Source organism: Clostridium sartagoforme (genome assembly GCF_039521405.1).
Lineage (GTDB): Bacteria > Bacillota > Clostridia > Clostridiales > Clostridiaceae > Clostridium > Clostridium sartagoforme.
The window spans coordinates 14,291-40,689 of record NZ_BAAACH010000001.1; the positions used below are offsets into that span (position 1 = coordinate 14,291).

Here is a 26,399-nt window from a genome sequence, read left to right on the forward strand (position 1 = left end):
ATTTAGCAAAATGATTTATAAAAGGAGTTGACTTAATGATGGGAAAAAGAATGAGTAAATTGATAGCATTAATAATAATTATAATGCTAACTAGTGCCAATATATCATATGCTCAGACAACTACTAATATATTATATATTCCATCAACTGATCCAATTTCACCATATGGACCTCAAATAGAAGACTTACAAAATAAAGAAGATATTCTTAAAAATTTACAAGATATTAAAAGAATAAGAGGAAACTTAATTGTTATTAATATAAATGAAAATTCAACAACCGAAGAGTTAAAAGAAATTGATAAGGATATAGATTTTTATATACAACAACTTGAAACTATTAAAAAAAATTTAGATAATCATAAGCTTTCATATAAAGATTCTTTTCCAGATTTATTTTTTTCAGAACAAATTTTACTTATAGTTGATAGTTATATTATAAGCCTAAGGCAGCAGCAAAATTTAATAAGGTCATTAGAAACTAATAAGGCGGAAGCAAGAAAGTTATTTTATTCAAGTTATCTAATACCAGTATATTACTATCTTACTTTAGGAGATCAGATGGTAGCCTATATTGACACTTATTTTACATTATCCTAAGAAAACTTGAAATTTTAATAATTATTTATTATTACTATATAAAAATCCACTAAAGCAATTTTGATTTTAGTGGATTTTTATAATTTTACAATGTATGCATACAATTGACAAAAATTAGCTTTGATTAATACAATATATGTAAAGATTTATAATTCAAGGGGGCAATTATTGTGAACAGAGAAATTAAATTTAGAAAATTAGTACAAGCAGCACTATTATCAGCATTATGCTTTGTATCATTTACTTATCTGCAAATTAGGATACCAACTCCAGGTGGAGGATCAACTTCACTTCATATTGGGAATGCATTTTGTGTCTTAGCAGCTTTATTGCTTGGAGGATGGTATGGGGGATTAGCAGGTGCGGTAGGTTTAACAATTGCAGATTTACTTGATCCCGTATATATATTAGTAGCACCTAAAACTTTTATTTTAAAACTATGTATTGGATTAATAACAGGATTAATAGCTCATAGATATGCCAAAATAAGTGCAAGCAATGATAAAAAATATATTTTAAAATGGAGTATCATTGCATCAATTGGGGGTTTAGCTTTTAATGTGATTTTTGATCCTATTGTAGGATTCTTTTATAAACAATATATATTAGGGCAACCACAAGAAGTAGCAGCAACTTTAGCAAAATTAAGTTCAGTTGCAACATTTATAAATGCAGTAGTTTCTGTAATACTAGTAGTACTTATTTATAATGCAGTAAGACCAATTTTAGAAAAAGCAGGGTTGTTATTGCCTATTTATTATAAAAAATAAAAAATTTAATCTAATTTTAATCTTTCTTATATTTTAGATTAATCTTCTAAAAGTATTATATAACCATGATAAATGATTAAAAAATACATGGAGGTAAATCAAATGGAAAGAAATGAAATGATTGAAATTATAATTGCAAAGGCTAATGTAACTCGCGAAGAAGCAATAGAGGTATTAGAAAAGTTTAACTGGGATGTTGTAGATTCTATTATATATTTAGAAAGAGAAGGAAAAGTAGAAAATAATGAAATCACTACAATAATCGAAGTTAGGGAAGAAAATCAAGAAAAACAAGAAAATAATAAAAAGAGAGAAGAAAGCTATGGAGGAATTGGAACAATCATTGGCAAAATATTTAAAGGAATAGGAAAAATTTTAAAAAAAGCAAATGAGAACTTCTTTGAAATTAGAAAAGATAATGAAAAGCCAATGAGAATATCATTAATAATAGCAATACTTTTATTAATCTTTTTATCTGTACCAACTATAATATTATTAGTGCTTGGATTATTCTGTGGATATAGATATTCATTAAGTGGATCTTACATGAAGTATGACGGAGTAAATGATGTATTTGAAAAAGCATCAGAATCAGCAGATAATATAAAGAGAGATTTTAAAGAAGGCTATGAGAAATAATGAAATAATGAAAAATTAAGGTGAAAAATCCTTAAGGTATTTTAAAATTAAAGAGAGCTACTATGCTAAGAGTTTTGGGGAAACTTACTGTGCGGAGACGAACCAACAACCCTAAGGCATAGTAGTTTTTGCGTATTAAGATTATTCTTTTGAGTCTTTACTCTTTTTATTTCATAGATAATAGTATATGTACAAAGTACCATTGAGAAAACAATTATTGTAGTTACTACAATACTAATTTGATCCTCTTGAAACTTTAGTATTTGAAATAAAATAAGAAATCCAACAACAATAACAATTGATAATAGAAAAGCTTTAATCCTATTACTTTTCTTTATTAAATTTATTGATTTAATATTTTGTATATTTTAAATTTCTGTAGACAAAATAATCTTGAAAGGTGGTTGTTATAATGAAAAAATTTATTTCTACATTTCTAATTTCTCTATGTTTATCATTCTTTATATTTACTCAATCAGTATACGCTATAAATATATTTAATGAAGGAGTTTACCAAGTTTCTGATTTTAATTTATCACCAGAAAATAAATATATAGTGCAAAATATTTCTGAAAATCAAAGTATTTATTTACAAGTCTTTGATGAAAATCAAATAATTCTTCAATCCATTCGCCTTCCTCCTAAATCTGATAAATTCAATTTAACTACTTTGTTACCAGACTATAGAATTGTAATTGTTGGTAAAGGTAATGTTTATATATCTTAAATATTTTGTCAACAATAATACTTATATCATTCACTAATAGTGTTAATGCAAGTACAACATCTAATTACCAATATCCCTATTAAAATCATGATTCTTCATGAGTATATGAATATTCAATCTATTAGCTTAATACTATATAACACTAAATTTTATCTCCGTAACATTGCGCAAAAAAATAATAACAATAATTGGTGACGGAGAAGTAGCACTATCATTTGATAAAATTAGTTAACTTATACTGTAAAATTATTTAAATACTGTATTATATCAGAAATGAATATACAGTGTTTCTTTATTTCTCAATAATTTCAAATTACAAGCAATTTATTAATTCACAGTTATTTTCATTTTAAGTATCTCAATAATTCAAATTTTCTCTTCAAAATTAAATTATATATAATCAATAACCTACTTCTTATCATGTAAAAACCATAAAATTGCATCGTAATTTATTAAAAATGATATACTTATGACAAGTAAAATAGTAAAATTTATATATATTGGGAAGAATCTAAAAAGATGTAGCAAGCACATAAAAGTTTCATTTTAAACTTATAACCTGACACCTGTTACTTTTTACCTTTTACCTGTTCCTTCTTCCCTGATCAGATATGAACTATAAATTATAAATATGGAGGTTTATTTATGGATGAACTTAAATTAATAGATAAACTGCGTAAAAAAGCAAATATAAGTTATGAAGAAGCGAAAATTGCTTTAGAAAGTAATAATTGGGACATATTAGAAGCGCTATTATACTTAGAAGAGAATGGAAGTATAGAGAAACCTTTTGTTAGTATTTTTTATACCAATGAATTAAGATATAGTGGAGCAATACAAGAAGTTAAAAATAATAAAGAATATAATTATAAAGCATCAAATGGATTTCAAGGAATTTTTGAAGCTATATGCAAATTTATAGATACATGTAATAATATTTTTTTAGAAATAAAAAAGAGAGAGCGTGTGTTTTTAAGAATCCCAATTACAGTAGTAATTTTACTTTCGTTTTTTATGTTTTGGATAATTATACCTTTAATAATTATTGGATTAATATTTGATATAGAATTTTATGTATATGCAAATAATGTTAATGCAGATAAGATTAATAAAGTATTAAATGAAATTTCAAGATATTCAAGGGATATAAAAGAAAAAATTAAAAGGGTGATTAAAAATGGTTAAGATTTTAATAGTAGAGGATGAAGAAAAATTAGCAAGATTTATTGAACTTGAGCTAAAGCATGAAGGCTATGAAATATTAAAAGCAAATAATGGTAGAGCAGGTCTCGAAATTACAGAAAAAGGCGAGGTGGATTTAATTCTTTTAGATATAATGCTTCCAGAAATAAATGGTCTTGAAGTATTAAGAAGAATCAGAAAAACTTCTGATATTCCAATTATAATGCTTACGGCAAGGGATGCAGTTATGGATAAGGTATCAGGTCTTGATGCAGGTGCAGATGATTATATAACTAAGCCATTTGCAATAGAAGAGTTACTTGCAAGAATAAGAACAGCTTTAAAAAAGAGGATAGTTACAATAAAAAAAGATGAAGATATAATAAAATGTGGTTTATTATCATTAGATAAAATGAAGCATAAAGTAATGTATGATGATAGAGAAATAGAACTTACAAATAGAGAGTTTAATTTATTACAAATATTAATGGAAAACAAGAATATAGTACTAACGAGAAATACTCTTATGGAAAAGGTATGTGGATATGACTATATTGGAGAAACAAATGTCATAGATGTTTATATAAGGTATTTAAGAACAAAGATAGATGATGTTTTTAATGTAAAAATAATAACTACAGTTCGTGGTGTGGGGTACGTAATTAAAGATGAATAAGAAAATTAAGACAAAAAATGTTACATCCATTGCAATAAAACTAAATTCTAGTTTTGTAAGAAACTTATTTTTTAAGTTTATTATTATTGATATATTTATAATTGCTGGATTTATTGGAGTCTGGTGTATTGAAAGTGAAATAAGCTTTTATGGAGAACTTGTAAAAAGCGCTAAAAGGTCTTTTAACTTTTATCCTATAGAAACAGCAAATTATAAAGTTATTTGGGATAATGGAAAAGTTTTGATAAAAGAGGCTAGCACTTTTTTAAATCTTTTAATAAAAGTAATTGAAGCTATTGGAATCATAGAAGGAATAATACTATTAGATCAAATGATATTTGGTACCGCAAAAAATAGAAGAATTTTAAAACCACTTAATGATATAGCAGAAGCTGCAAGCAGACTTAGTGATATAGCTTTTGATGAACAAAAATTCCAAAGCCTTGAGGATGCGATATCTAAAATAAGTCCTTATTCATCTGATGAAAGAATTCATATTGGAGATAGTGATCTTCAGGGACTTGAGGAAGCAATTAATAACTTATTAGACAGGATGAGAGAATCTTATAGACAACAAGCAAGATTTGTTTCAGATGCTTCACATGAGCTTAGGACTCCTATTTCTGTGATTCAAGGTTATGCTAATATGCTAGATCGTTGGGGAAAAGACGACGAAGAAGTGCTAGAGGAATCTATATTAGCAATAAAAAGTGAATCAGAGAATATGAAAAATTTAGTTGAGCAGTTATTATTTTTAGCTAGAGGAATTAATGGTAAAACAGAGCTTAAGATTATAGATTTTTCACTTAATGATATGATGAAGGAAGTATTAGAAGAATCTAAAATGATAGATAAAAATCATATATATAGATATATAGAATCGGAAAACATAAATGTATATGGGGATATAGCTTTACTTAAACAAACAGCTAGAATATTAATAGAAAATGCAGTGAAGTACACAGATAATGGGGAAGAAATAATGTTAAAGGTAGGAAAAAATAATGAAAATGAACCTTACTTTTATATTCAAGACAATGGAATAGGAATAGATGAAAAAGATGTATCACATATATTCGAACGGTTTTTTAGAGCTGATACTGCAAGGGTTAGAAAAGATGGTGGTACAGGTCTTGGGCTTTCTATTGCAAAATGGATTATAGATAGTCATAGAGGTTATTTGAGTGTTTTAAGTAGAAAAGAAATAGGTACAAGAATAACAGTTTTTTTACCCAAAGAACAATAAATTATATTAAAAATATTACTGGAAATTTTGTTTCCAGTAATATTTAATAAATAAAAATCTTAATTACACAAAACTGTATGAAGTATTATTATAGTCCGCTAGCGCCATAATTTGATAGTACTCTAGCACTAGGATCATTTACTGCACAGCCTTCCCAGTCCTTATTTGGCATCCAAAAGTCAACTATCATTTCTGCTTGATTTGGATAATATTTTTCAAATATTTCTCTATATAATAAAGATTCTTTTGTGAATGGTTTAGCATGATATTTATATTGATCACATAGTTTTTCAAATTCTTCATTACTATAAGACTTTTCTGCAAACTCTTTTAAATAATCAACCATAGAATGACCTACAGCATCACTAAAGGCTGCCTTTTCACGATATAAAATACTATTAGGAAGATAATCCCCTTCAAAAGAATGTCTTAAAAGATATTTTCCCATGTTATATTTATTTAACTTTTTTTCAGGATCAATAGCCATAACATACTTTACAAAATCTAAATCACCAAAAGGTACTCTTGCCTCCAAAGAATTTGAGCTTATACAACGGTCTGCACGAAGCACATCATACATAAATAATTCTTTAATCCTTTTTTGGGACTCTTTTTGGAATTCTTCTGCATTTGGAGCAAAATCAGTGTATTTATAGCCAAATAATTCATCAGAAATTTCACCTGTTAAAAGAACTCTTACATCAGAAATTTCATGGATTTTCTTGCAAATTAAATACATTCCAATACTAGCTCTTATAGTAGTAATATCATAGGTTCCAAGAAGTTTTATAACTTCATCAAGTGAATTTATAACTTCTTCTTTTGTCATATAAACAACCGTATGATCACTATTAATATAATCAGCAACTTCCTTAGCATACTTTAAATCAATAGCATCTTCAGTCATACCTATAGCAAAGGTTTTTATTTGTTTTTCAGGATACATCTTTTGAGCAATTGAACATACTAAGGAGCTATCTAATCCACCGCTTAATAAAAATCCTACAGGGGCATCAGCATCCATACGCTTTTCTATGGCAGTTACTAATTTATCATGAATATTACTGCAAATAGTGTCTAAGTCATCTGTGTAGTAATCATCTTTTACTTCTGTAATATCACAATAGCAGGTAAATTTATCATCAGCATAATAATATCCTGGTGGAAATGCCATAATCTTATTTGTAAGACCAACTAAATTTTTTGCTTCGCTAGCAAACATGATTTTACCTGTCTCAGAATATCCGTAAAATAAGGGGCGAATTCCAATAGGATCTCTTGCAGCAATAAAACTATCTTTTTCTCCATCATAAATAACAGTTGCATATTCTGCATCTAATTTAGAAAACATATCTAGTCCATATTCATAGTACATTGGAAGAAGTATTTCACAATCACTATTAGAAATAAATTTATGACCTTTAGCTATTAAATCTTCTTTAATTTTACGGAATCCGTAAATTTCACCATTACATATAGAGGCATCTCTTTTTCTTGTAAATGGCTGCATTCCACTAAAACTTAAATCCATAATAGAAAGTCTTTGAAAACCCAAAATACCAGAAGGTAAAGTTAGAATTTCAGTCATATCTGGCCCCCTAGACTCAGTTCTTTGTAATGCCTCAGCAAATTTTTCATGTTTCATATCAGTTCCTGTATAACACATAATTGTACACATCTTAATATTCCTCCCCAATAAAAATATAAAATAAAAAAGCCTTTCATCCTATCAACTAGGACGAAAGACTTATACTTCCGCGGTACCACCTAAATTAGCTTATAAAGCTCTCTTTAATCAGTACGGAATTTTCTTGAATAAATTCGATACTGTCCAAGCTATAACGGTTTGGCTCCGTCCAAGACTACTCTTAACAAATTTCGTTTGGAAGCTCCGGGATGTTCTTCATTATCAGCTTCGTATCAGTCTCTCACCGTCACTGATTCGCTTTAACTACATCTTAATAACTACTCTTCCCATCAAGGCTTTTATATTAATCATTTAAAACTAAACTTAAAATTTATTTAATTTTACTTTTTATTTTATAATCCGTCAATAGTTTTTTTATAATATTTATCTTACTTGATTATTTCCTTTATCCTTATTATCGTTGTCCCTATTTTTCCCAAAGTTACTCTTATTATTTTTATTTTTGTTATATTGAGAACTTCCCATTATATATCACCACCTTACTTTAATTTTTATTATTTGCTTAAAATGTTCTAGTTATTCACTTAAAAATAAATGTAAATTAAAGCAAACTAGTAATATATAGTTTATTTAGTTTTAGTATTTATTTAGTTCTTTATATTTTAAAATCTATATAACAATATTAATTTACACCATCTCTAGTACAGTTATATTGGAATGACGGTTGGGTTTGAAGATAAAATCCATTTCTAACTTGGGAAATCCAATTTTGAAAAATTTCTAACCAAGCGGTGCTATTAAAAAAGTTTTCTAAAGGTAAATTTGGATTCCACTCTAATAATAGAAAAGGTCCTATTCCAAAGGCCCAAATTCCACTTTGTTCAACAGTTGACTCTCTAATTAAAAGCATAGGAAGGCCATACTGAAAAGCCATAGCAGGCTCGATTTGTGCGAAAGGACTACCCTCCCAAGTTCTAAAATTTTGTTCTTCCCCTAAATTGTTTTGTAGAACCCGAACTTCTCTTTGAGCAAGATTGAGGGCTATAAATCCGTAACTTGATAATATCATTCTTCTTATATTAGTTAGAGGCGGTTCAGGATATTGTTCAGAAACTGGTAAAGTTCTAGGAAATAATAAAGCTTTTTTTATTTCTAGAATAATAATACTGACAAATTTTTGTTGAATTGAATTTAATCTACTTGGATGGCTAAGAAAAACTGGAATTCTATATAAAAGGCTTGAACATTCTTGGATTATATTATTGCATGATGAAGAAAGATTATTTTCATCGTTTAATTCAGTTAACATATAGTAATTTCATCTCCATAATAATTATTATTATTTTATCTTTTGATTATAATACAATATATAAAATATATAGATAAAATGTTAATTAAATTTTAGTAATTTTGAAATTATGTTATGGGGTTCATCAACAATAACAATTATTAGGTAAATTCAAATTGTATAAATTTAAGTGGATAAGAAAATAGAAGGCTGATATAATGTTTTTTAGAATGTTTATATAAGGAGTTATTTTATGAAGTATTATTTAGCACCAATGGAAGGAATTACTGGATTTATATATAGAAATTCATATAAAAAATTTTTTGATAACATAGATAAATATTTTACACCATTTATTGTTCCAACTAGTAGTAAAAGTTTTAAGACTAAAGAATTGAGAGATATCTTACCTGAAAATAATAAAGGAATAAATATTGTTCCTCAAATACTTACTAATGATTCAGAAGGATTTATTACAACAGCTAGAAAATTGCAGCAATTAGGTTATAGTGAGATTAATTTAAATTTAGGATGTCCTTCAGGAACTGTTGTTTCTAAAAATAGAGGCTCAGGATTTTTAGCTAAAAGAGAAGAACTTGATAAGTTTTTAGATGAAATATATAAAATATATGATATGAAAATTTCTATAAAAACTAGAATAGGAAAAGATAGTCCTGAGGAATTTTATGAGTTAATAAAAATTTACAATAAATATCCATTAGAAGAATTAATAATTCATCCTAGAACTAGAGAAGATTTTTATGGAAATAAACCTAATTTAGAAGTATTTAAAGATGGATTATTATTAAGTAGCAATCCAGTATGCTATAACGGTGATGTCTTTACATTAGAAGATCATAATAGGTTGTCAAAGGAATTTTCAGAATTAAATACAATAATGATAGGAAGAGGAATATTAGCTAATCCAGGATTAATTGATGAAATAAAAAATAATATTTTTATAAATAAAAAAGTGTTAAAAGAATTTCATGAGGAAATTTTTAATAATTATAGAGAAATATTTAATGATGATAATATTGCACTTTATAGAATGAAAGAGTTATGGGGATATATGATTTACATATTTTCAGACAATAAAAAATATGCTAAGAAGATAAAAAAAGCACAAAGAGTAGATGATTACAGTGAGGCTGTTTTAAGTTTATTTAATGAACAAGAAATTGTAAAAGGCGCAGGGATGTTTAGCAATTAAAATATTTTGCTTGCAAAATAGTGGAAAGGGAAAAGGGAAAAAGTTAAGTGAAAAATCCCAGTTGGATTTTTAATGAAACTATTTAGTAAATGGTTATTAATTTTTTCAATAACTCTTTCACTTTTTCACTCTTCAATCTTTAATTTCTCCCCCTATCCTTTAGGTTTAAATATAATTGCACCAAAGAATCCAAATACTATTGCTGCGGAAACCCCACCACTTACTGTTTTTAAAAGTCCAGTAAATATTCCTACAAAGCCTGTTTGTTCAGCTTCGGTTATCGCTGCAGTTACAAGAGCATTTCCAAAACTACTTATAGGCACAAATGCACCAGCACCAGCTAATTTTACTAAAGGATCATACAAACCAAATCCTCCTAAAATTGCGCCAACTACAACTAGTGTACAAGTTGTATGTGCAGGGGTAACTTTTAAAATATCTGTTATAAGCTGACCAATAACACAAATTATCCCACCCACTATAAAGGCAAATATAAATTTCTCCATATTATAAATCACACCTTCTTTTTACATTTCTATAGATACAGCATGAGCAACACAAGGTATACTTTCTTTTTGTTGAAAGGATATAGGGGACATTAGGGCACCAGTTGCAACAATTAGTATCTTTTTTAATTCTCCTTTGCGCATTCGATTAAGCAAATGACCATAAGTTACAGTAGCAGAACAGCCGCAACCACTTCCACCAGAAAAGCTTGGTTGTTCTTTTTTATATATTAAAAGTCCACAGTCTGTAAATATATGTTGGGGCATATTTATACCATGTTTTTCAAATAAAGCATTTGCAAGTTCGTGACCAACTTTTCCTAAATCACCAGTTGCAATAAGGTCATAATGTGAAGCATCAATGTTTAAATCTCTAAAATGAGATTCTATAGTATCTACAGCGGCTGGGGCCATAGCAGCACCAACATTATATGGATCTGAAATACCCATATCTATAACTCTGCCTATAGTAGCAGAAGTTATTTTAGGACCATTTCCATTTTGTGCAATTACTGCAGCTCCAGCTCCAGTTACTGTCCATTGAGCACTAGGCGGTCTTTGCACACCATACTCTGTAGGGTATCTAAATTGTTTTTCAGCAGCAGCGTTATGACTACTTGCAGCAGCTAAGACATAATTAGCAGCTTTGCTATCTATTAAACGAGCTGCTAAAGCTAAGCCTTCCATTGAACTAGAGCATGCACCAAACACTCCTAAGAATGGAATTCCTAAGGTTCTAGCAGCAAAGCTGCTAGAGATGATTTGATTCATTAGATCTCCACTAAAAAAGAAATTAATATCTTCTTTTTGTAAATTTGCTTTTTGTATTGCTCTTTCACAAGCATGTTCAAGTAGAGCTTTTTCTGCTTTTTCATAACTATCTTGACCAACCCATAAATCTTCAGTGATTATATCAAAATCATCAGCTAAAGCACCATTTCCTTCAAAAGGTCCACCAACAGCAGCAGAAGCTAATATTGTAGGTTTAGAATTAAAAATCCAAGATTGATGTCCTTTAAGCATTTACATCGCCCCCAACCATAATATTATCATTTTTATTGTAGCCACTATAAAAGCCGAAAAAACTCCATAAACAATAATTGCACCAGCTAACCTAAACATATTTCCAGCTACCCCAAGAACAAATCCTTCACTTTTATGTTCAATTGAAGAAGAAGCTATGGAATTAGCAAATCCAGTAATAGGTACAGCAGAGCCAGCTCCAGCCCATTGACTAAGGTGATCATAAATTCCTAACCCCGTGAATAAGGCTGACAAAAAGATTAAAAGTATATAAGTAGGAGAAGTTGAAGTCTTTTCATCAAAATTGAAATAATTGATAAAAATCCACTGGAATATCTGAGCAATTAAGCATATTGTACCTCCAACCCAAAATGCATTAAAACAATTTTTAAAAATAGGTCTTTTAGGTTCTATGGTATTTACTAAGGCATCATATTGTTGTTGAGCTGGAGTCATTTTTTTCTTTTTCATATTTGACATATCTTTCACCTTCTAACGTAGTAAATGTGGTTCTAATTTTATTAGAATTTGTTCTAGCTTTTTTGCATCATTTAAGTACATATCTTTTGCGTCTTTATTGTCGGTGTCTAAAGAAAATGACATAAGGTCAGCTTGGGTCTTTTGTAGACTTGCATATAGCATTTCCTTAATTTCAGTTTTAGGAACCTGAATCATATCATCGAAAAGATCTACATACAAATCTCCTGAAGAATCAACTTGGCCTAGAAAAACATTTTCAAGACATACGCCTTTAATTTCTAATTGTGTTGTAAGCCACCCATGGTTTAATCCAGCATTAGTAAGTCCTTCATTTAATATATTTCCATCTAGAATAACTGTTTGAGGTTCAGCTTTAGAACCAACTTTTTTCCCTAAATCATGTGAAGTAATAGGTTTTTTATCAGCCTTTAAGCTAACATTTATATCACCGTTTGTTTCCATAATGGCAAATTCAACATCAGCTAAGTTAAAAGCTTTTTTTGAACGCAATTGTTGAAGAAATTCTTGTCCTGTAATTTTTTCTTTTGATAAATTATCTTCCATTATTTTTCCGTTTTTTATTAAAACTCTTTCTTTGCCATGTACTATATTATAAATAGACTTACTCTTCATTGAAGCATAGTCCAATATAATTGGTAATATGGCCCATATGGCTAATGCAATTAGACCAAAATAATTATTATCAATTAAATTTAGAGAAATTAAAGAAATTATAATAGCTATAACACCGTAAGAAATAAAATCAAATGGAGTGGCTCTAGATAAAGTCTTTTTTTTCATATATCTTGTTATAAGTAATGTCAAAAAAAATAGAAATATTGAATTAAATAATACTATTAGCCAAGAATTCATATGCTACCTCCTTAGTTACCTTTATATTGTGGTTCTTCAAACTCCATGAATCCTATTCTTTTTTCTAAATCTTTTTTTATATTATTTATTTCTTTAGATGCTTCGGTATAAATATTTCTAGATTCTTCATCACATTCTTGTAATGAATACATTTCTAAAGTAGATTCAGCCCCTTTTAGTGTAGCTAATGTTTGTTTTACTTTGGAAATAGCAGTCATATAAAAGCCTCCTTTATATATAAGATTCCTACTAATTTACTTTAACCAGTAAAATTGCTTTTCATTCATTTCTTAATACAAATATTTGTTTAAAATATAAAAAGGTATTATTAAATATAAATTAGGTTCAAAAGGAATATATTTCATAACAAAAGAAATATAGAAATAGAATATTTAGATTAGTAATGAACAAAATATAGTTGCAATAAAAAATATAAGGAGGGAATATTATGCCAACAGGAACTAAACTAGAAACAGCATTAGCTAGTGCTAAAGGACTAGCCGCTGATATGAAGACATTTTCGCTAGATACAGATAATCAGGAAGCAAAACAGATGTTTAATCAACTTGCAAGTACAATGGAAAGTGTTGAACAATCACTTCAATCAAGACTTGATTTTGTAAAACAGCAAGAGCCACAATATAATAAATAGTAAATAATAGAATAAAATAACAGTTATTGTTGATATGCTCCTCTTAGGGTAGACACACAAAATAATAAAATATCTACCCCAAGGAGGAGTATTTTTTATTAAAATAATTGAAGAATATATATAATAATGTTATTAGTAAAAATATTATAGTTTGAATTTATAATATAATATTTCTATTATTAGTAAGGGTGGAAAAATATTGAAAGATAAGGAAAAAAAGTGAAGAAGTATTTATAGTATGATAGAATATATTTATGATGTTTAATAAAGTTGTTAAGGAGGAAAATAAATGTCTAAGTTAAAAGATGGATCATTACCTGGATTTAAACTAGTTAGAATTTTATTTCCAGAAATTCAAATATTAGATCATATAAAGGAAAAGGGAATAATAGATAAGAAATTTATTAAAAAACAGAGGAATGTAGTAGATAATACAGTTATAAATGCTAAGAATGCATTAAGTCAAAAAGCTAATATTAATATGTCTAGTACTCCTAATGCAATCAGGCAAAATGAACAGCAAGTTATAAAAATGTCTGATAATGATTACTCAGGTAAATTAACAAATGACAATAAGTATATTAGTATAGAAAAAAATTCTAAGGCGAATAAATTAAATCAAGATAATTTATTTAATCTAGTAGAAAGTAATCTTTCTGACTATGTACTTGGACAAAAAACTTATCTATCTAAATTAACAAATGCTTTTAGAAGACCCTTTGTATATGGAAAAGAAGATGGTATAAGTAATACAATATTTGTAACAGGCCCTAAAGGATCAGGAAGACATCTATCTATAAAAGTAATATCAAGGTTTTTAAAAGAATATAAAATATTAAAAAGTAATGAAATATTTTCAATAGATCTTTCAGAATATAAAATTGAAAAAGATGCTGATAATTTATTTTTAACAGATCTTTATAATGGACTTTATGGAAGCAATAGAATTATTGTATTTGATAATTTTGACAAGTGCCATCAAAGTGTTCTTGATTTAATTAATAATCTCGTAATAAATGAGAAGCTTGAACTTAACAGAAGATATATAGAACAATTAGGTCAAATGGTGGATGTCACAGGAAAAGGAAATCTTACATTAAATACAACAGATGAAATACAAGCAAATGGGAAGTACTTAATTTTTATAACTGAAAAAAATGAGGATTATATTAGGAATACTTTTTCAGGCAATTTTATGAAAAAAATTAGGGATATTTTAACTACGGGAGAACTTATAGATAAAGATCTTTCTACAATATGTAAATTTATACTAAATGATTGTAGTACTAAGATAAACAATAATTTAAATATGTTACTAGAATTTGAAGGTTCGGTATTAAACAATGTAATTAAAAATTTTGATAGAAATATTGGAGCGCATGGGTTGTCTGAGTATATTGAAAATAATATATACGAACCTCTAGTTGATTTAAAGCTGAATGGCGAAATTAATAGTGGACAAGCATATAAATTAAAAGAGGAAGAAGAATCTTTAGTTATTTTTAATGAACTAAATTCTATAGTACTAGAATCTTTAGTAAAACCTAATGAATTAGATAAATTAGATGCTTTAAATAAAGAGCTAGATAATATTATTGGATTAAAAAATGTAAAAGATTTTATTAAGAAACTTGAAGACAATATAAGAGTACAAAATATAAGGAAAAGTAAAGGCTCAAAAGAAGCTAAGATTTCACTTCATATGATATTTACTGGAAATCCTGGTACAGGTAAAACTACAATGGCTAGAATAATGGCTAAATATTTAAAGGCGTTAGGATATTTAACAAGTGGACATTTAGTAGAAGTATCTAGGAATGATTTAATAGGTCAATATGTAGGTGAAACAGCACAAAAAACTATTAAGAAAGTAAATTCAGCTATGGGTGGAATATTATTTATAGATGAAGCCTATTCCATAGCTAGAGATGAAAATGATACTTTTGGAATAGAAGCAGTAGATACTATAGTTAAAGCTATAGAAGATAATAGAGATAACCTAGTAGTAATTTTAGCAGGATATACTAAAGAAATGGAAGATTTCTTGAAGATAAATAGTGGACTTAAATCTAGGTTTAATTATACTGTTGATTTTGAAGATTATACACCTATAGAATTGCTTGGAATTTCTAAAATAATAGCTAAATCAAATGGATATGTAATAGATGAGGTCTTAGATGATAGATTAGTAGAGTTGTTTGAGACTAAACAAATAAAGGGTAAAAATGATAGCGGAAATGGAAGATTAGCAAGAAATATTATTGAACAAGCAATTACAAATCAATCAAAAAGGTTAGCAACTTTAGATGAAGATAGTATAAATCAAGATAATATAAATAAACTTATAGAAACAGATTTTTGTCTTGATAAGAAGGAAGAATTTGATTTAGATGAAGAGTTAGATAAAATAATTGGATTAGATGATGTAAAAGAATTTGTAAGAAATTTAGAAAAACAACTAGTAGCAAAGGAAAAAAGAAAACAACTTGGTATAAAGGTCGAATCATCTCAATCTCTTAATATGATATTTACTGGAAATCCTGGTACTGGTAAAACAACTGTGGCAAGACTAATAGGTAATCTTATGAGTAGAATGGGAATATTGAAATCAGGTCAAGTTGTTGAAGTTGATAGAAGTACTCTTGTTGGTCAATATGCAGGAGAAACAACTAAAAAGACGACAGAAGTGTTTAAGTCTGCTTTAGGTGGAGTATTATTTATAGATGAAGCTTATTCGCTTATGTCTTCCGAAAATGATCCTTTAGGTAAAGAAGCGGTAGATACTTTAGTTAAGCTTATAGAGGACTTTAGAGAAGATATAATAGTTATACTAGTAGGTTATGATAAAGAAATGAAAGAGTTTCTAAATACAAATTCAGGGTTAAGATCAAGATTCCCTTTAAATGTAAACTTTAAAGATTATGAAGTAAGTGAATTACTTCAAATAGGGAAGTTAATGATAAAGAGTAAGGGGTTTGTACTAGCAGGAAATTCTGAAGATGAACTTGAGGATGCTATAAGAAAAGAAAAACAAAAAAGTGGTTTACAATCTGGAAATGGCAGAATGGTAAGAAATATAATAGAAAAAGCTATAAGAGAACAATCTTCAAGAATAGCTGGTATGGATATAGTTGATAAGGATTCAGCGATATTATTAACTGAAGAAGATTTTGGAGTTTATGTAAAATCAACAAATGACTTTAATCTAGATGAAGAGTTAAATAAAGTTGTAGGACTGACTGAAGTAAAAGACTTTATAAGAAGCCTTCAAGCACAGTTAAAAATACAAGAACAAAGAAAGTTCTTAGGGCTGCCTGTAGATGAATCACAAACTCTTCATATGATATTCAAGGGTAACCCAGGTACGGGTAAAACTACCATGGCAAGAATAGTTGGTGAAGTTCTATATAATATTGGAGTATTAAATAGTAAAACATTTGTTGAAACAGATAGAAGTGGTTTAGTTGCTGGATATGTAGGACAAACAGCAATAAAAACTAAAGAAAAGTTAGAATCTGCTCTTGGAGGGATAATTTTTATAGATGAAGCTTATTCCTTATCTCAAGATGGTGGTAGCGGAAGTAACTTTGGCAAGGAGGCAATAGATACACTTGTAAAAGTTATGGATGATAATAGAGATAATCTATTAGTAATATTAGCTGGATATAGTAATGATATGGAGAATTTCCTAGAAACAAATCCAGGATTAAAATCTAGATTTGCAAATATTATAGAGTTTAAAGATTATTCAGTTGAAGACTTATTAACTATTTCAGATAATTTATTTAAGGGTAAGGGATATATACTAACTGAGGAAGCTAGAAACAAGATGGGTAATATTTTTGAAGAGGCTTGCAAAGTACCTGACTTCGGAAATGGAAGATATGTAAGAAATGTATTTGAAAAAATTGTTAGAAATCAAGCTGTAAGACTTGAAAAAATTAATAATTTGACAAAAGATAATCTTATCACTATTGAAGCATGTGATGTATCTAAAGTTGATTTATAGTAAAGAGGTGATAATATGAAATTTATATCTAAATTGATAAGTAATTTAATAACTATTGTTTATGGGATATTATGTATGCCTTTATTAATATTAATGGCTATAATATTCCCAATAATGGCGATCTCAGATGCCTTTAAAATAATTAGTTCAGGATATACTGTAACTGGTGATTATATTAGTTTGCTTATAGGGATGACAGCAATTATGTATTTCTCTTTAAGATTTAGAGCTTTAAGAAGAATTTATATGATTTTCCCATCTTTATTTGAAACTATTAAATATTTACTAATAGCAAGCATATTCATTGGAATAGGAACAGAAATACTTAATTGGAGTTATATATCACTAACAACACCTAAAAAGATAATAGGAATATGCTCATTTGTAGGATTTATAGTGATATGGAGAATATTTGTTTCATTATATTATAAGAAAAAGCCTCTTTCAAAAGTTATGATGCAAAAAGAAGAAAAAATACAAAATTATAATACAGAAATTGTCTAGTGAAAGGTGGTTATTATGAGAAGATTTAAAGAAAATGATTCAGACAATTTTAATGAAATAAATAATTCCAATGTTAATTTTTCGAGGAAAGAAAATGATATAAATGAAGAAAATATTATAGAAGAAAATGGAGATATGGAAGAACAACCTCTTAAAACTTTAGACGAAGAAAAGAAAGATCCATATATAAATTCTTCTATGAAAAATTTCAGACTAATTATTGGTGTAGTATGTTTAATTCTTTTTATATCATTTCCATTTACAAAAAAGGTAACTAAGAATTATAAAGATCAATTAACATCTGGAGTTGTGGAAAATGTAAATGTTGGTGATGTATTAAGTAAAGGTGCATTAAAGCTAGATGCAAAGGATGCTTCTATAGAGGTTTCAAGTGGATATGGAAATTTAGAAATATCAATATGGAACTTTGCAGATAAAGAGGATAATGATTATGTACAAGTCTTTATTGATGGAGTTGAGCAAGGAGCACCTTTTTCTATAAGGCATAAACCTGCAAAAATAAGTGTTCCTGATAAAGCAGTTATACAAGTACAAGGAGTAAGGGATGGAAGTAATAATGGCATAACTTATGCCGTTCACTTTAATAAAACAGGAGAAACATATTTAAATACTGTTCCGCTTAATGCTATGAATACTTACACAATTATAAGCAGATAATTTGTTTTAGTTAAAGTAATTAGTTATTCTACAAAAAGTTTAGTTATTTCATATTATTCAAAAAATATGATAATATAGTAGAGTAACAATAGTGCAAGGAGGATAGCAAAATGATAAGACTTATAGCATCGGATATGGATGGAACCTTATTAAATAATGATCATGATATAGATAAGGAAACAGTAGAAGCAATTAAAAAAGCAAATGAGGCAGGGATAATATTTGCAATATCAACAGGAAGAGAATATGAAAGCGTTAAAGATATATTAGATAGGCATGATATAAAGTCTCAGTGTGTACTTTCAAATGGAGCAGAATATAGAGATGAAAATGGAAATATATTGGATGTAATAAATATAAAAGAAGAAAGTGCTAGAAAAGTAATAAAAATTTTAGAAGAAAATAAATTGTCAGGTCGTATATTTACTTCAGAAGGCGTGTTTACTACATCTACAAGAGAAGAAGCTCTTAAAGAAGTGGTATTTAGAACTATGAGTTTTAATCCATCTTTAACAGAAAATGAAGCTAGAGAAATAGCTGAAAATTTAGGGTTTTTTACATCTTTGCAATATGTCAAGGATATACAAGAATTGTTTGAAAAAGGTTTAGAAATTAGAAAGTTTGTAGCTTTCCATAAGGATATAGAACTTATAGATGAAATGAAAAAGGTTATATCAAAAATTGATGGTTTAGCAATATCTTCATCATTTAGAGATAACATAGAAATAACAGATATAAATGCTCAAAAAGGAATTATACTAGAAAAAGTAGCTAATAAAATGGAAATTCCTAAAGAGGAAGTTATGATACTTGGAGATAGCTTTAATGATTATTCAATGTTTGAAATATTTGAAGAAACAGTGGCAATGAAAAATGCTATACCAGAAGTTAAAGCTATAGCAAAATACATAACAGATAGTAATGATAAATTGGGTGTCGCAAAAGCTATATACAATGTACTTAATAATGAAATGCATAAAATGATTAAATCAGAGCAAAATTCTTAATATTAAAATTAATAAAAAGCCACGATGAATTATCGTGGTTTTTTGTTATTTATAAACTTTTACAGACATTGTTTTAAAAATAGCATAAACTTCAATTCCTTTTTCAATACACATATCATCTAGAGATTTTTTAGTTATTAAGGAGACTAAAGGAATACCAATATCTAAGATTACTTTTACACTAGCCCCATCAACTATAATATCAGTAACTATACCTTTATGAACATTTCGTGCACTACTTATAAAAATTCCTTTACTTAGTATAATATCTTCTGAAGGAATAGAAATTAATACATTTCCATCTAGTTCTGTATTGACTTGTATTTTAACTGATCTTATATTTGCGAAGATTTCTTCATTATCATAAGTTAAAGTTGCTTCATAAGTATTTTCGTAGCCTTTAGATTTTAAAAGATAAATTTCAAATTGTGAATTAGATATACGAAGGTGCTTACCCATACGATGTGCATCTAAATCTCCACGTTTTATCATTTCGTACACAGTATTCTTAGTTATTTTTAATTTCTTTGCAATTTCATCTGGTGTATAAAGCATATCATCATTCATTTTATTTATCTTTTCCTCCTTCAGTTTTCATCTATTATAAGTAATAATTTAACATAATAATGTGAATTTAACAATTAATAAATTTGATAATTAGTTCTAGAAAAATTAAATATGTGAACTTTTTTATAAAATGGTAAATAAATCTAAATATGAAAAATATTTGACACTAGCAAATGTTTACATTATAATACAATCATCTAGTTTTATTATGTTTAGTTATGTTTAGTACTGTTTAATTATGTTTTAGAATTAATTAACTAGATTATAAATTTAATAATAGGGGGAAGTAAAATGAAAAAAAGAGTAAGTTTAGTTTTAAGTATCTTGCTTTTTATAGTTTCTTTAGTTGGATGTACAAAAAATAAAGCTAATGAATCACAAAATGATTCTAGCCAAAAAGAGACAATAATTACAGTTGCAGCAGCAGCTAGTTTAAAAAATTGTATGGAAGATAAATTGATTCCAATGTTTCAAGAAAAATATCCTAATATTAAAGTACAAGGAACTTATGACAGTTCAGGAAAATTACAATCTCAAATTCAAGAAGGAGCGGATATAGACGTATTTATGTCAGCAGCAATAAAGCAAATGAAAGAATTAAATGAAAAAGGGTTAATTTCTGAAAATTCTATAGTTGAACTTCTTGAAAATAAAGTTGTTCTTATTACACCAAAAGAAAATGATAAAGGCATAAAGACCTTTGAAGATATAGTAAAATCTGATAAAATTGCTATAGGAGATCCAGCTAGTGTACCAGCAGGACAATATGCAAAGGAGTTATTTGAAAATCTTAAGTTATGGGAAGTAGTTTCTTCAAAAGCGAGCTTAGGAACAAATGTTACTGAAGTTTTAACCTGGGTTGCTGAAGGTAGTGCTGATGCTGGAGTTGTATATTCTACTGATGCAGCTTCAAATAATAAGGTTGAAGTTGTAGCAGAAGCAAAGGAAGGAACTGTAGCTAAAGTAATTTATCCAATAGGAATAATAAAATCTACTAAAAATAATGATTCAGCAAAAGCTTTTACAGATTTTTTACAATCTGATGAAGTAATTAAAGTATTTGAAACTTACGGTTTTACATCAAATAAATAGGAGAATAAAATGGATATATCACCAATATTAATTTCTTTAAAAACTGCACTGGTATCAATGGTCTTAACATTTTTGTTAGGACTTTTTGCAGCAAGATTTATTATAAAAATAAGGTCTGAAAAAATAAAAATGATATTAGAAGGCATATTAACATTGCCATTAGTATTACCACCAACAGTAATGGGATTTTTCCTTTTAATTATATTTGGGGTAAATAGGCCAATCGGGAAGTTTTTATTAGAATTTTTAGGTGTAAAAATTGTTTTTTCTTGGAGTGCTACAGTTATAGCTTCAGTCGTAATATCTTTCCCGCTTATGTATAGATCAGCAAGAGGTGCCTTTGAACAAGTTGATAAAAATTTAATAATGGCGGCAAGAACACTTGGTATGTCTGAAAAAAAAATTTTTTGGCGTGTAATGATGCCGCTGGCATTACCGGGCGTTGTTTCAGGAGGGATTTTAGCTTTTGCAAGAGGGCTTGGAGAGTTTGGAGCTACAGCTATGATTGCCGGGAACATAGCCAATAAGACAAGAACTTTACCTCTAGCAATTTATGCAGAAGTTGCAGCAGGAAATATGGATTCTGCATTAATTTATGTTTTAATAGTTACTTTAATATCGTTTATTATTGTTGTTCTAACCAATTATTTTGCTTCACGAGAAAGAGAAAATTTAAGATAAGGAAGAGTACAATGAGTTTATTTGTAGATATAAAGAAAAAGTTAAAGGGATTTTCTCTTGATGTTTCTTTTGAAACCAATGGAGAATATTTAGGGATACTTGGATCATCTGGTAGTGGAAAAAGTATGACTTTAAAATGTATTGCAGGAATTGAAACTCCAGATGAAGGTCGTATAGTCCTTAATGGAAAAGTATTATTTGATTCGTATAGAAAAATTAACTTAAAACCTCAGGATAGACATATTGGTTACTTATTTCAGAACTATGCTTTATTTCCCAATATGACAGTAGAAGAAAATATAGGAATAGGGCTATTGACTTCAAAAATTGAGAAAGAAAGAAGAGTAAGTGAAATTATAAAAAAATTTCATCTACAGGGGTTAGAGAAGAAATATCCTAATCAGCTTTCAGGTGGACAACAACAAAGAGTTGCTATGGCAAGGTGTATAATATACAAGCCAGATATACTAATGCTTGATGAACCATTTTCTGCCTTAGATTCACATCTGAAAGAAAAGCTTCAAAGTGAAGTTTTGGAATTTTTAAAACTTTATGATGGAGAGGTATTAATGGTAACTCACAGTAGAGATGAAGTTTATAAATTTTGTAACAATATTGTTATTATAGATAAAGGAAATTCAATTTTACTAGGAAATACTAAAGAAGTATTTAGAGATCCAAAACTAATGGAAGCAGCAATGCTTACAGGATGTAAGAATATTTCAAGATGCAAGGTAGTTTCTTCAAATAAAGTTTATGCAATTGATTGGGATATTACATTAGAAATAGAAAAAGAAATACCTAAAGAAATTAATTATATTGGCATTAGAGCTCATAGCTTTGAAATTGTTAATACTAATTTTAAAACAGAAAAAAATATTTTAGATTGTCAAATAGATAAAATAGTAGAAAATGTATTTGAATATAGCATACTTTTAAAAAATAAAAATAAAGAAAACAAAAATACAATTTTATATAAAATTAAAAAAGAAGAATGGGATAATAGAAAACATAAAGATGGATTATATTTGAAGATACCAGAATCATCAATATTATTTTTAAAATAGAAATTTATTTTAATTTTTAAGTTTTTATTCTTAATTGCCTACTTTAGAATAATTCTATGTTTTTATAAATATTATTAATAATTTAGCCACATTGAGACTATGTTCTTCATATAATAAAAATTAATAGTATTAATAGGGAGAAGTAGGGTGAGTTCTAGAAAAAAGAATAAAAGAAAAGAATTAAAAAGACAGTTAGAAATGATTAATGAAAAGTTATATCCTGCTTTAGAAAATACAGCCAAAGGTAGGCTTTATGGATATATGAATTTTAAGGGGAATTTTTTAATCCCACCAATATATACAAATGCGTATGATTTTAATAATAAAGGATTAGCAGTAGTGCAAGATGGAGAAAAGTTTGGAATAATAAATAAAAGCGGAGAGTATGTAGTAAAACCAATTTATGATAATATAAATGACTTTAAAGAAAATAGAGCAATTTTTTCTCTTAACAATAATATGGGAGTTTTTAATGATAAAGGAAATATAATAAATAATAAAGATTATGATTATATAAGCGATTATAATGAAAAAAGAGCTATTATAGGATCTCAAACTGTTGATGAAGGTTATAGATATGGCTATCTTTATTTTGATGGAGCTGAAGAAATACAACCTATATATTTAGATGTGGGTAAATTTAAAGATAGTATAGCTTTAATAAAAGTAAGGAATGGAGAATATAGATTAATTAATCTATATGAGCAAGTTATAAACACTTATAATTATAATTATGTATCACAATATTCTGAAGGACTTATGGTATTTGGAAACTCTCAAGATGGTCCGCTAGGATATATAGATATTGGTGGACAAGTGGTAATTCCACCGAAATTTAAACAGGCTGAAGCGTTTAAAGATGGGGTAGCCGTAGTTAGTGAGGCAGATAGCTTTGGAGGACCATATGGAGTTATTAATAAAAAAGGAGAATATATATATCAACCTATATTTAATGATATTAAGAACATAGGAGAAGATAGACTTGCATTAGGTATGGGTATAGGAGAAGGGGATATAAAACTTAGAAATATATATGCAATAGGTGATACAAGTGGAAAAGTGTTAACAGATTTTATATATAGATATGTAGGTGAATATAAAGATGGACTAGCATATGCATCTGATGAAACAAGTACATTTTTTATAGATAATTCAGGTAATAAAGTAACGGATTTTCCATCAGTTAGCGGAAGTGGAGAATTATCAGTAAAGAATGGATTAATATATGCTAATATAGATAATTCACCTTATTATTTAGATAAGTCAGGAAAAGTAGTGCATAAAGCAAGTGATATTATAAAACTTGATGATAAGTATAGTATATTAATTCAAAAGTATAAGCCAAATATTAATTATTTAATATACTATCCTAAGGTACAGGGATTAGACGATGAAAACGTAGAAGCTCAAATAAATAATAGATTAAGACGATTTTCGTATTTTATTCCTGAGGATGAGAAAGGAAACCAAAAGAATACTCCTATTACAGAAGATGATATATTAGATTATGACTATTATGGAGATTTTAGTATAAAATATTTTGAAAATAATTTATTAGGTTTAGAAATTGAGGGATATTATTATCCTGTAAAAGCAGCACATGGAATGCCAATAAAGAAAACTCCAATTATTGATTTAAAAACAGGTAAATTTTACACCTTAAGTGATTTATTTATGGGGGGAGTAAACTGGGTTGGAGAACTAAATAATATTATTAAAGATAGGATAGATAATGATAAACAATATGATTATGTTTTTAAAGAGCAATTCAAAGGTATAAATCCAGATCAAGGCTTTTATATTGATGATAATAATTTGTATATATATTTTCAGCCATATGAAATCGGCCCATATTCAGCAGGATTTATAACATTTAAAATACCTTTTTCTGAAATTCAAGGTATGATAAATAAAAATGGAGATTTTTATAAAGCACTAAGAAGTTGAAAAAAGACATTTAGCAGAAAACTGCTAAATGTCTTTTAAATTTAATTATTTATAAAATTCTTGTGTTGCATAGTAAGTGTTTCCTATTTTATAAACTCCAACTCCTATGCTTGAGAAGTTTGAAGAGAGTATATTTGCTCTATGTCCTGATGAGTTCATCCAGTTGTCCATAAATTGAGTTGCTAATTTAGCATTTCCTGATACACCAGAGATATATGCTATATTTTCTCCCCATGCTTTATAAGATACACCATCAGCTTTCATTTGTTCTGTTATTAATTTACCTTCTGGATTAGTGTGATCAAAGTATCCTCTATCGCCCATATCTTTAGACTTTAGTCTAGCATAGTGTTGCATAGTATTGTTATAAGATAGTGCTGGAAGGCCAGCAGCAGCTCTTTCTTGATTCACTCTTGCAAATATAGCTTGTTCTATTTCAGCTATATAACTATCTGAAGCTTCAGCTTGAGTTCCATCAGTAGTAGTTTCAGAAGGGATAACTTCATTATTAGCTGGAGTTTCATTATTTATAGTATCTGGTTTAGTAGTTTCATTTTCTTTTGGTGTTTCAGTTACTTTTTCAGTATCTGTATTACTGTTTTCAGTAGTTGAATCATTTGAAGTATTTTCATTTGAAGCATTTTCTTTTGAATTATCATCTATTTGATTATTTGAATTTTCTTTATTGTCATTTGAATTTTTATTTGATTCATTTAGTTTCGCTTCAACAACCTCTTTGATATTTATTATCTTTGGGTTCTCTGAATTTAGGAAGTAACTTCCTGCACCAACCCCAGTTGTTAAACAACCTGATAATAATATTGCAATTAGTCTTGATTTAATCATATCTAAATTCCTCCTCAGATCGTAAGATTTGTTTGGTTTGATCTGTTGAACATATAGTAACATATGTAGGGGGTGAACCCAATATGAGATGAATAGTAATTTATGAATATTGTAGTACACATAGAAAATATATAAACAAGCAACTTATATTTCCAGATAAAGTTGTTTATAGAATATATATAACATAAATTTAAATTAAAAAGTATATTTTATATGAATGTAATTTAATATTATTTCAAACTCAGAATTATATAATCTTAAAGATATCAATATAAAAATGATCTGGATAAGAAGAGAATTAATATGATTGGAGATTTGAATATTGTTAAAAGATAAACTTAAAAGCAAGTTAAAAAAGATGAGAATTTTTAAAAGAATAAAAAGTAAAAAAATATATAAATGCAAAAAAAATGTAAATGTCAACCTCAAAATGTTGAAAAGTTCCAACATGAAAATGCATAATTATTTGATAGTTATTT

The 26,399-nt window shown here is 27.8% G+C and carries 26 protein-coding genes and 1 other annotated feature; of the genes, 17 read left to right on the plus strand and 9 right to left on the minus strand.

Annotation, left to right across the window (positions count from 1 at the left end):
• Window positions 1–38 precede the first annotated feature (38 nt).
• The 7 genes from ABDZ60_RS00045 (at window position 39) to ABDZ60_RS00075 (ending at window position 5,839) form a co-directional block, all read left to right on the plus strand.
• On the plus strand, window positions 39–599 hold the full coding sequence (locus tag ABDZ60_RS00045) for a hypothetical protein (protein ID WP_040437135.1): 561 nt from the start codon (window positions 39–41) through the stop codon (window positions 597–599).
• A gap of 170 nt (window positions 600–769) precedes the next feature.
• Window positions 770–1,369, plus strand: coding sequence for an ECF transporter S component (locus tag ABDZ60_RS00050; RefSeq protein WP_343774905.1), 600 nt, complete (start codon window positions 770–772; stop codon window positions 1,367–1,369).
• A gap of 102 nt (window positions 1,370–1,471) precedes the next feature.
• Entirely contained in the window at window positions 1,472–2,008 is a 537-nt protein-coding gene (locus tag ABDZ60_RS00055; RefSeq protein WP_343774907.1) for a UBA domain-containing protein, read from the plus strand.
• Between the two features lie 412 nt (window positions 2,009–2,420).
• A complete protein-coding gene (locus ABDZ60_RS00060) occupies window positions 2,421–2,735 on the plus strand; it encodes a hypothetical protein (protein ID WP_343774909.1) in 315 nt (104 codons plus the stop codon).
• Window positions 2,736–3,380: 645 nt separating this feature from the next.
• A complete protein-coding gene (locus tag ABDZ60_RS00065; RefSeq protein WP_343774911.1) occupies window positions 3,381–3,920 on the plus strand; it encodes a UBA domain-containing protein in 540 nt (179 codons plus the stop codon).
• The gene (locus tag ABDZ60_RS00070) at window positions 3,913–4,593 is read left to right on the plus strand and encodes a response regulator transcription factor (protein WP_343774913.1); all 681 of its coding nucleotides are present in this window, start codon (window positions 3,913–3,915) and stop codon (window positions 4,591–4,593) included. The genes ABDZ60_RS00065 and ABDZ60_RS00070 overlap by 8 nt, the downstream gene beginning before the upstream one ends.
• Window positions 4,586–5,839, plus strand: a complete 1,254-nt coding sequence (locus ABDZ60_RS00075; protein ID WP_343774915.1) for a sensor histidine kinase — start codon at window positions 4,586–4,588, stop codon at window positions 5,837–5,839. The genes ABDZ60_RS00070 and ABDZ60_RS00075 overlap by 8 nt, the downstream gene beginning before the upstream one ends.
• A gap of 88 nt (window positions 5,840–5,927) precedes the next feature.
• Here ABDZ60_RS00075 and asnB read toward each other — a convergent pair whose 3' ends face one another.
• On the minus strand, window positions 5,928–7,517 hold the full coding sequence (gene asnB, locus ABDZ60_RS00080) for an asparagine synthase B (RefSeq protein WP_343774917.1): 1,590 nt from the start codon (window positions 7,515–7,517) through the stop codon (window positions 5,928–5,930).
• Window positions 7,518–7,570: 53 nt separating this feature from the next.
• Window positions 7,571–7,829 (minus strand) — a binding site (T-box leader).
• A 340-nt stretch (window positions 7,830–8,169) separates the two neighbouring features.
• Window positions 8,170–8,796 carry a hypothetical protein gene (locus ABDZ60_RS00085; RefSeq protein WP_343774919.1) on the minus strand — a complete coding sequence of 209 codons (627 nt, stop codon included), beginning with the start codon at window positions 8,794–8,796 and terminating at the stop codon, window positions 8,170–8,172.
• Between the two features lie 232 nt (window positions 8,797–9,028).
• Here ABDZ60_RS00085 and ABDZ60_RS00090 point away from each other — a divergent pair, with 232 nt between their 5' ends.
• Complete coding sequence (locus ABDZ60_RS00090; protein WP_343774921.1) at window positions 9,029–9,988, plus strand: tRNA dihydrouridine synthase; 960 nt, start codon at window positions 9,029–9,031, stop codon at window positions 9,986–9,988.
• 152 nt (window positions 9,989–10,140) lie between these two features.
• On the opposite strand, the gene spoVAE is transcribed toward ABDZ60_RS00090, so the two are convergent.
• Genes spoVAE through ABDZ60_RS00115 form a run of 5 tightly spaced genes read right to left on the minus strand, consistent with a single transcriptional unit; the run spans window position 10,141 to window position 13,088 of the window.
• A complete protein-coding gene (gene spoVAE / locus ABDZ60_RS00095; RefSeq protein ID WP_016208958.1) occupies window positions 10,141–10,494 on the minus strand; it encodes a stage V sporulation protein AE in 354 nt (117 codons plus the stop codon).
• Between the two features lie 21 nt (window positions 10,495–10,515).
• A complete protein-coding gene (spoVAD, locus tag ABDZ60_RS00100) occupies window positions 10,516–11,517 on the minus strand; it encodes a stage V sporulation protein AD (protein WP_016208957.1) in 1,002 nt (333 codons plus the stop codon).
• A complete protein-coding gene (gene spoVAC / locus ABDZ60_RS00105) occupies window positions 11,518–11,997 on the minus strand; it encodes a stage V sporulation protein AC (protein ID WP_016208956.1) in 480 nt (159 codons plus the stop codon).
• Window positions 11,998–12,009: 12 nt separating this feature from the next.
• Window positions 12,010–12,870, minus strand: coding sequence for a DUF421 domain-containing protein (locus ABDZ60_RS00110; protein ID WP_343774927.1), 861 nt, complete (start codon window positions 12,868–12,870; stop codon window positions 12,010–12,012).
• A gap of 11 nt (window positions 12,871–12,881) precedes the next feature.
• Window positions 12,882–13,088 carry a DUF1657 domain-containing protein gene (locus tag ABDZ60_RS00115; RefSeq protein ID WP_016208954.1) on the minus strand — a complete coding sequence of 69 codons (207 nt, stop codon included), beginning with the start codon at window positions 13,086–13,088 and terminating at the stop codon, window positions 12,882–12,884.
• A 230-nt stretch (window positions 13,089–13,318) separates the two neighbouring features.
• Between ABDZ60_RS00115 and ABDZ60_RS00120 the strand changes: the two genes are divergently transcribed.
• From ABDZ60_RS00120 to ABDZ60_RS00140, 5 genes are all read left to right on the plus strand, one after another.
• Window positions 13,319–13,522: a DUF1657 domain-containing protein gene (locus tag ABDZ60_RS00120; RefSeq protein ID WP_016208953.1), complete on the plus strand. Its 204-nt coding sequence runs from the start codon at window positions 13,319–13,321 to the stop codon at window positions 13,520–13,522.
• A gap of 289 nt (window positions 13,523–13,811) precedes the next feature.
• Window positions 13,812–17,531 carry an AAA family ATPase gene (locus ABDZ60_RS00125; protein ID WP_343774930.1) on the plus strand — a complete coding sequence of 1,240 codons (3,720 nt, stop codon included), beginning with the start codon at window positions 13,812–13,814 and terminating at the stop codon, window positions 17,529–17,531.
• Window positions 17,532–17,546: 15 nt separating this feature from the next.
• Window positions 17,547–18,035, plus strand: coding sequence for a hypothetical protein (locus ABDZ60_RS00130; protein ID WP_343774932.1), 489 nt, complete (start codon window positions 17,547–17,549; stop codon window positions 18,033–18,035).
• Window positions 18,036–18,050: 15 nt separating this feature from the next.
• On the plus strand, window positions 18,051–18,713 hold the full coding sequence (locus ABDZ60_RS00135; RefSeq protein ID WP_343774934.1) for a hypothetical protein: 663 nt from the start codon (window positions 18,051–18,053) through the stop codon (window positions 18,711–18,713).
• Window positions 18,714–18,823: 110 nt separating this feature from the next.
• Window positions 18,824–19,720 carry a Cof-type HAD-IIB family hydrolase gene (locus tag ABDZ60_RS00140; RefSeq protein WP_016208952.1) on the plus strand — a complete coding sequence of 299 codons (897 nt, stop codon included), beginning with the start codon at window positions 18,824–18,826 and terminating at the stop codon, window positions 19,718–19,720.
• Between the two features lie 45 nt (window positions 19,721–19,765).
• On the opposite strand, the gene ABDZ60_RS00145 is transcribed toward ABDZ60_RS00140, so the two are convergent.
• The gene (locus tag ABDZ60_RS00145) at window positions 19,766–20,287 is read right to left on the minus strand and encodes an excisionase family DNA-binding protein (RefSeq protein ID WP_047002244.1); all 522 of its coding nucleotides are present in this window, start codon (window positions 20,285–20,287) and stop codon (window positions 19,766–19,768) included.
• Window positions 20,288–20,578: 291 nt separating this feature from the next.
• On the opposite strand from ABDZ60_RS00145, the gene modA reads away from it, so the two are divergent.
• The 4 genes from modA (at window position 20,579) to ABDZ60_RS00165 (ending at window position 25,074) form a co-directional block, all read left to right on the plus strand.
• Entirely contained in the window at window positions 20,579–21,379 is an 801-nt protein-coding gene (gene modA / locus ABDZ60_RS00150; protein WP_047002243.1) for a molybdate ABC transporter substrate-binding protein, read from the plus strand.
• 9 nt (window positions 21,380–21,388) lie between these two features.
• Complete coding sequence (gene modB / locus ABDZ60_RS00155; protein WP_047002242.1) at window positions 21,389–22,060, plus strand: molybdate ABC transporter permease subunit; 672 nt, start codon at window positions 21,389–21,391, stop codon at window positions 22,058–22,060.
• An 11-nt stretch (window positions 22,061–22,071) separates the two neighbouring features.
• The gene (locus tag ABDZ60_RS00160; protein ID WP_047002241.1) at window positions 22,072–23,127 is read left to right on the plus strand and encodes a sulfate/molybdate ABC transporter ATP-binding protein; all 1,056 of its coding nucleotides are present in this window, start codon (window positions 22,072–22,074) and stop codon (window positions 23,125–23,127) included.
• 147 nt (window positions 23,128–23,274) lie between these two features.
• Window positions 23,275–25,074, plus strand: coding sequence for a WG repeat-containing protein (locus tag ABDZ60_RS00165; protein WP_343774941.1), 1,800 nt, complete (start codon window positions 23,275–23,277; stop codon window positions 25,072–25,074).
• 45 nt (window positions 25,075–25,119) lie between these two features.
• Here the strand turns inward: ABDZ60_RS00165 and ABDZ60_RS00170 are convergent, their stop codons facing one another.
• Complete coding sequence (locus ABDZ60_RS00170) at window positions 25,120–25,920, minus strand: CAP domain-containing protein (RefSeq protein WP_343774943.1); 801 nt, start codon at window positions 25,918–25,920, stop codon at window positions 25,120–25,122.
• Between the last annotated feature and the right edge of the window lie 479 nt (window positions 25,921–26,399).